At 68.1% G+C, this 11,737-nt stretch carries 8 protein-coding genes; all 8 read left to right on the top strand.

What is annotated here, in order from left to right:
* On the top strand, positions 1 to 232 hold a 232-nt coding region (locus VKA86_11915; protein ID HKK71918.1), incomplete at its 5' end, for a DUF5752 family protein.
* Entirely contained in the window at positions 229 to 1,485 is a 1,257-nt protein-coding gene (locus VKA86_11910) for a glycosyltransferase (GenBank protein HKK71917.1), read from the top strand. The genes VKA86_11915 and VKA86_11910, both read left to right, overlap by 4 nt.
* Positions 1,486 to 1,994: 509 nt before the next feature.
* On the top strand, positions 1,995 to 4,091 hold the full coding sequence (gene glgX, locus VKA86_11905) for a glycogen debranching protein GlgX (GenBank protein HKK71916.1): 2,097 nt from the start codon (positions 1,995 to 1,997) through the stop codon (positions 4,089 to 4,091).
* A 1-nt stretch (position 4,092) separates the two neighbouring features.
* Positions 4,093 to 6,750, top strand: coding sequence for a malto-oligosyltrehalose synthase (treY, locus tag VKA86_11900; protein HKK71915.1), 2,658 nt, complete (start codon positions 4,093 to 4,095; stop codon positions 6,748 to 6,750).
* On the top strand, positions 6,747 to 8,489 hold the full coding sequence (treZ, locus tag VKA86_11895; GenBank protein HKK71914.1) for a malto-oligosyltrehalose trehalohydrolase: 1,743 nt from the start codon (positions 6,747 to 6,749) through the stop codon (positions 8,487 to 8,489). Before treY ends, treZ begins: the two co-directional genes overlap by 4 nt.
* A 116-nt stretch (positions 8,490 to 8,605) precedes the next feature.
* Positions 8,606 to 9,148 carry a hypothetical protein gene (locus tag VKA86_11890; GenBank protein HKK71913.1) on the top strand — a complete coding sequence of 181 codons (543 nt, stop codon included), beginning with the start codon at positions 8,606 to 8,608 and terminating at the stop codon, positions 9,146 to 9,148.
* Positions 9,149 to 9,267: 119 nt separating this feature from the next.
* On the top strand, positions 9,268 to 10,407 hold the full coding sequence (locus tag VKA86_11885; protein ID HKK71912.1) for a cytochrome c3 family protein: 1,140 nt from the start codon (positions 9,268 to 9,270) through the stop codon (positions 10,405 to 10,407).
* A 143-nt stretch (positions 10,408 to 10,550) separates the two neighbouring features.
* Positions 10,551 to 11,737 (top strand): Clp protease N-terminal domain-containing protein (locus tag VKA86_11880; GenBank protein HKK71911.1); only part of this gene is annotated, 1,187 nt, incomplete at its 3' end.

Genomic DNA, 11,737 nt, shown 5'->3' with positions numbered 1-11,737 from the left:
CGAACACGTCTCGCGCATGTCGACGAGCAGCATCTTCTACCACTTCATCGACGCGCGCCGTAGAACCCCCGACCACCAAGACGACTTCAGCGACTGGCTCCAGGCCTGGGGGGACGAGCACCGGGCGCTGCTCGAGGCCCTGGCCGGTGTGGATCCGTATTTCGGCAGTCTGGCCGAGCTTCGCAGCGAGCTGGCCACCGTGTGCGAAGCCGTCCACGAAGGGGAGGACTGATCACCGTGTTGCAGGACTACGAACGGGTCGCCGGACCGGACGTCATCGAGCAGGTACGCCAGCTCACCCGTCCCCTGGAGGGAGCCAAGGTCGTCCACGTGAACTCGACCCGCAGTGGCGGGGGCGTGGCCGAGATCCTTCGCAAACTGGTTCCGTTCATGCAGGAACTGGGGATCGACACGCACTGGGAGGTGATCACGGGCGATTCGGACTTCTTCGAATGCACCAAGGGCATGCACAACACGCTGCAGGGCAATCGGATGCCGATCGCGGAGAACCTGCTCCGTGTCTACGAGGAGACCAACGCACGCACCGCCGAGCAGCTACGGCCCGTGCTCGAGGACGCGGACTTCGTGTTCGTCCACGATCCCCAACCGGCGGCACTGCTGGAACACTTCCCCGACCACAAGGGCAAGTGGGTGTGGCGCTGCCACATCGATGCCAGCCACCCGTACCGGCCCGTGTGGAAGTACCTGCGCCGCTTCGTCACGCCCTACGACGCCAGCGTGTTCTCGCTCGCCGCTTTCGCCCAGGAGCTTCCGCACCGTCAGTACCTGATCCCGCCCAGCATCGACCCCCTCGCCGACAAGAACGTCGATCTCGACCGGGCGATCGTGGACGAGGTGGTCGGCGAGTACGGGATCGATCCCGAGCGACCACTGATCGTGCAGATCTCACGCTTCGACCGCTTCAAGGATCCGGTCGGGGTGATCCGCGCGTTCCGCCTCGCGCGGCGCTTCGTTCCGTCGCTCCAACTGGTGCTCGCCGGCGGCGGAGCGAGCGACGACCCCGAGGGCGAGATCGTCCTGTCCGAGGTGACTGCGGCCGCCGAGCAGGACCCGTCGATCCACGTCCTCCTGCTCCCGGCCGACGCCAACCGCGAGGTCAATGCGCTGCAACGGGCCTCGGACATCGTCCTGCAGAAGTCGGTTCGCGAGGGTTTCGGGCTCACCGTGACCGAGGCCATGTGGAAGAGCCGGCCCGTGATCGGAGGCGACGTGGGAGGAATTCGTCTGCAGGTCAAGAACCACCACACCGGCTTCCTCGTCAACACGCCGGAAGGGGCGGCCCTGCGGATCCGCTACCTGCTGCACCAGCCGGATCGGATCGAGGAGATGGGGGCCAAGGCGAAGGAGTTCGTACGTGAGAACTTCCTGATCACGCGGCACCTCCGCGAGTACCTCACCCTGATGCATTCGCTCGATCACGGACGGCACGAGGAGATGCGCCTGGTGGTGGGCGAGGAGGCCTGAGGCGCGGCCGGAAGTGTCACTGGGACTGCGCGTAGTCCGAGTGACGCCGAGCGTCGCGGGCAGCCATCGAGACGAGCAGCATCGCCAGCATGCCGCAGCAACAGGGCGAAGAGGACGCCGGTCGCCAGGGACAACGTCAGGGCCGCCAGCAGCCCGATCACACCGAGCAGCAGGGCCAGCCCTCCCAGGGAGGTCATCCACCTCCAGTTCTTCGCGACGGCCCCATAGAACCAGAAGTCGGACTCGGGCAGAGGATCGGGTCCGTGTGCCGTGGTCATGATGCGACTCCTTCCTCGGATCTTCGCATTCATGGTGGCAGGGAACACGACCCCGTCCTCCGGCGACCAGGGACGGGGTCCCCACGGCGTCGTGGGGCCGTCTCCGGAACGGGATCTCCGGAGTCGCCAGCCGGGGATCTCCCGACCGAAGAGGCCGCGCCCGACCCCGAGGTGACCGGGGCCGCACGGGCGGAAGATGGCGGAGACCGTCGACGCGATCGGAGGTGGGGTGTGAAGATCTGGCCGGGAGAGGCCTATCCGCTGGGAGCGACATGGGACGGAGAAGGTACGAACTTCGCCGTGTTCTCGGAGAACGCGGAATCGGTGGAGCTGTGTCTCTTCGAGAACGGTCAGGAGGAGCGGGTCGAGCTGCCCGAGGTCACCGACTACTGCTGGCACGGATACCTGCCGGACGTCGCGCCGGGCCAGCGTTACGGTTACCGGGTGCACGGACCCTACGATCCCGGTGCCGGACATCGCTTCAATCCCGCCAAACTCCTGCTCGATCCCTACGCCAAGGCGACCGAGGGCCGGATCGAGTGGCGGGACGAGGTCTTCGGATACCCGATCGGACACGACGACGCCGACCTGGAGCACGACGACCGGAACGATGCGGACTTCATGCCGAAGTGCGTGGTGATCGATCCGCACTTCGACTGGCGCGGCGACGAACTCCTGCACGTGCCGTGGCACGAGACCGCCATCCTCGAGGTCCACGTCAAGGGCTTCACACGCTTGCACCCCGGCGTGCCGGAAGAGCTCCGCGGAACCTACGCGGGCCTCGCGCACGACTCGGTGATCGATCACCTCCGGCGCCTGGGCGTGACGGCCGTCGAGTTGATGCCCGTGCATCGCTTCGTGAGCGAGCGTCAGCTCGAGGAACGTGGGTTGACGAACTACTGGGGTTACGACTCCATCGGGTACTTCTCGCCCCACGCCGGGTACGCGCGGGCCGATCGTCCCGACCGGCAGGTGATCGAGTTCAAGGAGATGGTCCGCCGTCTGCACGAAGCGGGGATCGAGGTGATCCTGGACGTCGTGTACAACCACACGGCCGAGGGCAACCATCTGGGCCCCACTCTGTCGTTCCGGGGGATCGACAACGCGGCCTACTATCGGCTGTCGTCGGAGGACCCGCGGTACTACGTCGACTACACGGGTTGTGGCAACACCCTCGACATGACGCATCCGCGTGCTCTGCAGCTGATCATGGACAGCCTGCGCTACTGGGTGCTGGAGATGCACGTCGACGGCTTCCGATTCGACCTGGCCTCGGCCCTGGCCCGCGAGCTGCACGACGTCGACCGGCTGGGCGCCTTCTTCGACATCATCGGCCAGGATCCCGTGATCTCACAGGTGAAGTTGATCGCCGAGCCCTGGGACCTGGGCGAGGGCGGCTACCAGGTGGGCAACTTCCCTCCCGGCTGGGCGGAGTGGAACGGCAAGTACCGCGACTGCGTCCGCGATTTCTGGCGAGGTGCCGACCAGACGTTGGCGGAGTTCGCCTACCGGATCACCGGGAGCTCGGATCTGTACGAGGAGACGGGACGCCGGCCTTCGGCGAGTATCAACTTCGTCACCGCCCACGATGGCTTCACGCTGCGTGATCTCGTCTCGTACGACCACAAACACAACGAGGCCAACGGTGAGGACAACCGCGACGGCGCCGACCACAACCGGTCGTGGAACTGCGGGGTGGAGGGACCGACCGACGACGCCGAGGTGCAGCGACTCCGGGCACGGCAGCAGCGGAACTTCCTCGCTACGCTCCTCCTGTCACAGGGCGTGCCGATGCTCCTGGGCGGCGACGAGGTCGGACGGACACAGAACGGCAACAACAACGCCTACTGTCAGGACAACGAGATCTCCTGGGTCGACTGGGAGAGTGCCGACCACGAGCTCTTCGAGTTCACGCGCCGGGTGATGGCCCTGGTGCGTGAGCATCCCGTGTTCCGTCGTCGGCACTGGTTCCACGGACGCCCGATCCACGGGGAGGCGATCCGGGACGTCGTGTGGCACCGCCCCGACGGAGCGGAGATGGGGGACGAGGACTGGGAGGCGGGCTTCGCCAAGTCGCTCGGTGTGTTCATGTCGGGCCATGCCCTGAGTCGCGACGCGCGCGGCGAGCCGGTGACCGACGCGGACTTCTACGTGGTCTTCAACGCACACCACGAAGCCCTGGCCTTCCGTGTTCCCACCCACGGCAACACCGAGCGGTGGAGAGAAGTGCTGAACACCGCTTCGGACACGAACGTACCCCGCGAGCACGCCGGTGGTCGCGATCTCGAGGTCGAAGCCCGGTCCCTCGTCGTGCTGAAGAGGGGTTGACGTGGCAACGGTCGGCACGACGCCGCGGGCGACCTACCGTGTGCAACTGCACGCAGGTTTCGGCTTCGGGAACGCCGCGGAGATCGTCGACTACCTCGAGGCCCTCGGGATCGACCATCTGTACTGCTCGCCGGTGCTGCAGGCCGCACCGGGAAGCTCGCACGGCTACGACGTGGTCGATCCCACCCGCCCGAACGAGGAACTGGGTGGGGAAGCCGGCTTCGCCGTCCTCGATCGCGAGCTGCGGGCGCGCGGAATGGGGCAGGTGCTCGACATCGTGCCCAACCACATGGCGATCACCCCCGAGAATCCATGGTGGTGGGACGTCCTGGAGAACGGTGAGGCCAGCCGGTACGCGTCGTACTTCGACGTCGACTGGGGCAACAACGGCGAGCCCGAGAAGATCCTCCTGCCGGTGCTCGGCGATCACTACGGTCGGGTGCTCGAAGCAGGTGGGCTGCGACTCGAGCGCCACGGCGCCGACTTCAGTCTGCACTACCACGAGCACGCCTTCCCGATCTCGTTCGTCTCGCTCGACGACCTGCTGGAGCGCGCGTCGCGACGGCATGCGTCCGACGACCTGGCCTTCACCGCTGACGCGATGCGCTGGCTCGCCGCCGGCACCGCGGACAACCCTCCGGTGGACGGCTTGCACCGTGACCAGAAGGTCCTGCACGAACAGCTCGAACGTCTTCTCGACGAGGATCGGGTGGCCGCGTCCGACGTCGATGCGGTCGTGGCCGAGGCGAACGCCACCCCGGACCTGCTCGACGGGCTGGTCGAGAAGCAGCACTACCGCCTGGCGCTCTGGCGCACCGCGGGGCAGGAGCTCGACTACCGTCGCTTCTTCGACATCGACACCCTGGTGGGACTGCGCATCGAGGACGACCACGTGTTCCGCGAGTGCCACGCACGACTGCTCGAGTGGATCGACCAGGACATCGTCCACGGCCTGCGCATCGACCATCCGGACGGCCTGCGCGACCCCCTGGCCTACTTCCAGCGCCTCCGCGCGGCGGCTCCCGATGCCTGGATCGTGGCCGAGAAGATCCTGCACCGCGACGAGGAGCTGCGCGTGGAGTGGCCGATCGAGGGAACGACGGGCTACGAGTTCATCGACCGCGCCGGTGGTCTCTTCGTCGATCCGACGGCCGCGGAGGACTTCGACCGTATCTACACCGACTTCATCGGGCAGGCCGTCGACTACGGATCGGTCCTGTACGACCGCAAGCGTCAGGTCCTTCGTGAACTCCTGGGCAGTGACGTGAACCGCCTGACCGCGCTGTTGCAATCGATTTGCGCGCGTCACCGGCGGCACCGTGACTACACGGCCGACGACCTGCACGCGGCGATCGTCGAGGTCGCGGCCTGCCTGCCGGTCTATCGGACCTACGTGCGAGCGGCCGAGGACGGTGTGCGGGAGGACGATGCGCGCTACCTGACCCAGGCCGTCGGGTCGGCGAAGGCGAGCGGCGCGGGGGTCGATCCCGAGCTGTTGGACTTCGTCGCCGACCTGTTGTTGCTGCGACGCCGTGGCGAGCTCGAGGGCGAGTTCGCCATGCGTTTCCAACAACTCACGGGGGCGGCCATGGCCAAGGGCGCCGAGGACACGGCGTTCTACGACTACGTACGCTTCGCTGCTTCGAACGAGGTGGGGGGCAGCCCCGAGTCCTTCGGGTCGAGCGTGGAGGACTTTCATGCCTGGGCCCTGCGGATCCAACGTACGCGACCCCGCACCCTGCTCACGACCTCCACGCACGATGCAAAGCGCAGCGAGGACGTGCGAGCCCGGCTGTACGTCCTGTCGGAGATCCCCGAACGCTGGGGGCGGGAAGTTCGCGCCTGGGCCGAACACAACGAACGCCATCGCCGCAATGGTCTCCCCGATCGCAACACCGAGTACCTGCTGTACCAGACCCTCGTCGGAGCGTGGCCCATCGAGACCGAACGTGTGCTCGGGTACATGGAGAAGGCCGCCCGCGAAGCCAAGACGCACACCTCGTGGATCCGGATCGACCAGGACTACGAATCGGCGCTGCGAGGGTTCGTGGAAGCGGTGCTGGACGATCGGGACTTCGTGCGCCGGCTGGAGGAATTCGTACGACCACTCGTCGGGCCGGGACGTGTGAACTCGCTGGCGCAGACACTGCTGAAGATCACCGCGCCCGGCGTGCCGGACTTCTACCAGGGCACCGAGCTGTGGAGCCACACCCTGGTGGATCCCGACAACCGCCGCTCCGTGGACTACGGGCGTCGCCGCCGGTTGCTGCAGGAGGCCGAGTCCGTCGGCTGCGACGAGGTCCTGGCCCGCGCCGACGAAGGACTGCCGAAGCTCAGGACCATCGGGCGTGCGCTGCGCGTGCGGAAGGAACGCTCCGCGGCGTTCCGGCCCGAAGGCGACTACCGGCCGCTGGGGGTCGTGGGAGAACGCGCGGAGCGGGTCGTGGCCTTCTCGCGGGGCGAGGACCAGGTGGTGACCGTGATCCCGCGACTCGCCCTGGGGGCCGGGAACACCTGGGGCGACACGGCGGTCGAGCTTCCCGCCGGCCCCTGGCGGGCGGTGTTCAGCGATACGCGTGTCGAAGGAGGGAGCGTCCCGGTGGCCGAATTGTTCGCGCTCTTCCCCGTGGCGCTGTTGACCCGGGAGGTCTCGCGATGAACCGGTTCAGGGTGTGGGCGCCGAGCGCAAGGACGGTCGACGTCGAAGTGTCGGGGCGGAGCATCGCGATGGAGCCCGTATCGGGGGGTTGGTGGACGGTCGAGGTGGAGGACGCCGGCGCGGGAACCGACTACGCCTACGCACTCGACGGCACGGCGGCACTACCCGATCCACGGTCGCCCTGGCAACCGGACGGAGTGCACGCTCCGTCCCGCGTCGTGGACCACGCCGCGTTCTCGTGGTCCGACCGTGGTTGGTCGGCTCCACCCCTGTCGTCGGGAGTGGTCTACGAGCTCCACGTGGGCACCTTCAGCCCCGAGGGGACCTTCGACGGCGCGATCGATCGGCTGGATCACCTGGTGGACCTCGGCGTCACCCACGTCGAACTCATGCCCGTGGCCGCCTTCCCGGGACGGTGGGGATGGGGCTATGACGGCGTCGCCCTGTGGGCGCCCGACGAATCCTACGGAGGACCCGACGGGCTCAAACGTCTCGTCGATGCGTGCCACGGGCGGGGTCTGGCCGTCCTGCTCGACGTCGTCTACAACCACCTCGGTCCCGACGGGAACCACCTCGGGCGCTTCGGGCCCTACTTCACCGATCGCTATGTCACCCCGTGGGGCGACGCCGTGAACCTCGACGGCCCGGGCAGTGACGAGGTCCGCCGCTTCTTCTTCGACAACGCCCGTATGTGGCTGCGCGACTACCACCTCGACGGTCTGCGTGTCGACGCCGTCCACTCGATCGTCGACACCTCGGCGCGGCACTTCCTCGAGGAACTGGCCGACGAGGTCTTCGCACTCGAACCGGAGCTCGGTCGCCACCTCGTTCTGTTGGCCGAGAACGATCGCAACGATCCGCGGGTGGCGATGCCACGCGAGGTCGGCGGAAGCGGCTTCACGGCGCAGTGGAACGAGGACTTCCACCACGCCCTGCACGCGCTGCTCACGGGGGAGCGCGAGGGGTACTACGCGGATTTCGGATCGATCACCGACGTCGCCGACTGCCTGGAGCACGGCCTGGTCTACGACGGCAAGTACTCGAACTTCCGCGGACGCCGTCACGGGAGATCGGCCCGCGGTGTCCCGGGCGACCGCTCGGTGGGATGCGCCCAGAACCACGACCAGGTGGGCAATCGGGCCCGTGGAGAGCGTCTGTCGCACCTGGTGAGCGAGGGACGCGTGCGCATCGCCGCCGCCCTGGTGCTCACTGCACCCTTCGTGCCCATGCTGTTCCAGGGCGAGGAATGGGGGGCGAGCACGTCCTTCTGCTACTTCACCGATCACTCCGATGCTGAGCTCGCCGCTTCGGTCCGCGAAGGCCGGCGCCGGGAGTTCGCCGCTTTCGGATGGGATCCCGACGACATTCCCGATCCGCAGGACGGCGAGACCTTCGAGCGATCGAGGCTGCGTTGGGACGAGCGCGAGGAGCCGTGGCACGCGGAGATGGTCGCGTGGTACGCCGCGTTGATCCGCCTGCGCCGCTCGACACCCGACCTGCTCGACGGCGACCCCGGCTCGACTCGTGTGCGCCACGACGAGACCGAGGGATGGCTGGTGGTGGAGCGTGGATCCGTGGCGGTGGTCTGCAACCTCGGACATCGCAACCATCGCGTTCCCTTCGCGCATCCGGAGGACCTGCGGGTGTTGTCGAGCTGGGGTGGAGGACCCCGCACCGTGGAGGGAGCGGTGGAGGTCTCCGCCGAATCGGTCGCGATCCTGCAGACAGGAAACGGCTGAGTTCGGATCCCCGGGGTTGCTCTCGGGGTTCCGGGCATGCATCGTAGTCGAGCGGGTCCGCGGCACGCCCGAGGGCGGTCACGCGCCGCGCCGTCCTCGACCCCCGCGGAGTTCTCGTGCGTCGTGTGCTGATCCTTCTCGTGCTCGTGGTCGCCGTGCATGCCGATGCGGCGGGGCAGGTCGCGCTCACCACCTCGGCGAGCGGTCGTGTCCTCGACGTCGTCACGCCCGACGACGTGGACACCAGGATCTGGGCAGCCGGCCTGGGTGTCCGGCCCGCCCTCCGGTCCGTCTGGGTGCCCACGGTCGATTTCGACGTCCTGTGGTCGGCCGACGACGGTGCCGATTTCATCGCCTTCCGTCTGGGACTCCGCATCGATCCCGCGATCCCCCTGACCTCCGACGGACGGCTTTCCCTGTTCTGTTCGACCGGAGGTGGGCTGCAGTTCGCGGGAACCTCTTCGGCCCCCGATGGACCGGCGCGCTTCGAGGCACTCGACGGCAACGCTGGTTTCCTGCGCGCCGAACCCGGAGTACGGTGGCGCTTCCCCACGGGACAATCGCTGAGCGTGGGGTGGTCGGTGTCGACGGCGCTGGGTGCCGAAGAAGCGCAGGTCTTCCAGGGTCTGCTCGTGCGCGTGGTGGTCCTCGGCGGGTGAGGCTCGGCCGCGGCTCGGCGTCGTCCCGGGGGCGGATCACAAAGCTGCACGAGAATCACGGCGTGTCCCTGGTACACTTCGAGCCGTGGGCTCCCGTCCCCCCGAGCACGCTACGGCCGATGTCCGACCGAATTCCGCCCGCAGCCCTGTCCGTCCTGGTCGCGCTCGCCGTGCTCCTGCCATCGGCGGCCGCCGCCGGGTTCCACGAAGGCGGAGTCGCCAGCTGTGGCGGCTGCCACGTGGTGCATCGGTCCGAGGACGGCTCTCCCGTCCCCGTCCAGGGCGAGCTCCTGCGCGCGGGATCGGCCACCGACACCTGCCTGCTCTGCCACGGCGAGGGTGCGGGCTCGGTCCTGGGGACCTCGGTACTCCTGCCGGGACCGGAAGTCGGCGCCGGGGACTTCGTGTTCCTGCTCGAGGACGAACTCAACGACGGACCCACGGGTCCTGCGAGGTCCATTCCGGGGCACGCGGCCGGGCACAACGTGGTGGCACCGGGGTCGGGACTGACCGCCGACAGCCGATGGATCACCGCCCCCGGTGGTGGCTTCCCCAGTGCGTCCCTGGGTTGCACGAGCTGCCACGATCCGCACGGCAACCAGAACTTCCGCATGCTGCACGACGCAGGGCCGGTACAGGGCGGTGCCTTCGTCTTCTCCGACGACGCACCCGAGGCCGAGGGACTGGATGCCCGGCGCGGAGTGGCCGAGAGTCCGGGCGAGCACACGGCCTACCGGGCGGGCTGGACGGCATGGTGCGGGAACTGCCACGGGTCGAACTATCACGAGGGAATCGCCGGCGAGGGCTTCGAGCATCCCGTGGACGAGCCCCTCGGGCGCGACATGGCGTTGTACTACGACGCCTACGACGGCGATGCGAATCCGGATGGCGGCAACGCCGCGCGCTCGTACATCCCCGAGGTGCCCTTCGAGGACGGCGATGCCGATCGCTTCTCGACGTCGGGGCCACGGGCGAGCAGCCGGTTGAGCTGCATGACCTGCCATCGCGCGCATGCCACGTCCGCACCGGCCGCGGGACGGTGGGACTTCCGCGTGCACACGCTGTCCGAGGACGGAGCGGTGTCGGGGTCGTATCCGATCCCGAGTCCCTACCCGGATCCGGCGCAACGCCAGCTCTGCGTGAAGTGTCACGACACGCAGGGACACGATCGGGGCAAGGGTTGTCTCCAGTGCCACCGTGAAGGAGGCCCCCGGGGAGACGGAGTCCCGTCGGGCGGCTCCACGTTCGGAGGTCGCTGAGGCGGACCACCGCCCTTGCGCGCGGAAACGTGCACGGCTACCGTCTGGTTGCACCGGATCCATTTCACAGCGAGTCCGTCCACGCCCGGCGACAGCCGGCCGGCGTCGTCGTGTACGCCGCAACGCGATCTGGAGGACCCCGAATGGATCTGTCCCGCCTCACCCAGAAGTCGCAGGAAGCACTGGCCGCGGCCCAGTCGCTGGCGATCGAGAACTCCCACCCCGAAACCGCGACCGAGCACCTCCTGCTGGGACTGCTCGATCAGGAGCAGGGCCTGGTGCCCCGTCTGCTGCAGCGGGGCGGGCTCGTTCCCGAAGCGCTGGCCCAGCAGGTGCGCCGGTCCCTCGAGTCGAAACCGCACCTGAGCGGACCCGGGGTCGAACCGGGGCGCATCGTGATCGCCCAGGATCTGCAGAAGGTCCTGGTGGCGGCCCAGCGCATCGCTGGCGAGATGCGCGACGAGTACGTCTCGGTCGAGCACCTGTTGATCGCGATGCTCGAGGAGGACGCGTCTCCGGTGCGTGAGCTGTTGCGTACCCACGGCCTCGAGCCGAAGTCCCTGCGGGCGGCGGTCGAACAGGTCCGCGGCGGCCAACGTGTCACCAGCCCGACCCCCGAGGACGCCTACGAAGCGCTCGAACGCTTCGGCGTGGATCTCGTCGAACAGGCGCGTGAGGGCCGTCTCGATCCGGTGATCGGCCGTGACGAGGAGATCCGGCGCGTGGTGCGGATCCTGTCCCGCAAGACGAAGAACAACCCGGTCTTGATCGGCGAGCCGGGCGTGGGCAAGACCGCGATCGTCGAGGGTCTGGCCCAGCGCATCGTACGCGGCGACGTCCCCGAGTGGTTGAAGGAGCGTCAGCTCTTCGCGCTCGACATGGGCAGCCTGCTCGCCGGGGCGAAGTACCGCGGCGAGTTCGAGGAACGTCTGAAGGCCGTGCTCGGCGAGATCAAGCGCAGCGAGGGTCGCATCCTGCTGTTCATCGACGAGCTGCACAACATCGTCGGCGCGGGCAAGACCGAGGGTTCACCCGACGCCGGCAACATGCTCAAACCCATGCTGGCCCGCGGCGAACTGCACTGCATCGGCGCCACGACGCTCGACGAGTACCGCCAGCGGATCGAGAAGGACGCCGCCCTGGAACGTCGCTTCCAGCCCGTGCAGGTCGACGCGCCGACCGTCGAGGACACCGTAAGTATCCTGCGCGGTCTGCGCGAGCGCTACGAGCTGCACCACGGCGTGCGGATCCAGGACGCGGCACTGGTCGCCGCCGCCACGCTCAGCCATCGCTACATCACCGATCGCTTCCTGCCCGACAAGGCGATCGA

It is taken from the genome of Candidatus Krumholzibacteriia bacterium (genome assembly GCA_035268685.1).
In the GTDB taxonomy this organism is placed as follows: Bacteria; Krumholzibacteriota; Krumholzibacteriia; order JAJRXK01; family JAJRXK01; genus JAJRXK01.
The sequence above is the reverse complement of the archived record's forward strand: the minus strand, read 5'-3'. Positions and strand labels throughout refer to the sequence as shown.

Bases quoted from the DNA above. Each gene is read 5' to 3' on its own strand.
- treZ (HKK71914.1), top strand. From the start codon at position 6,747: ATGAACCGGTTCAGGGTGTGGGCGCCGAGCGCAAGGACGGTCGACGTC.
- VKA86_11885 (HKK71912.1), top strand. From the start codon at position 9,268: ATGTCCGACCGAATTCCGCCCGCAGCCCTGTCCGTCCTGGTCGCGCTC.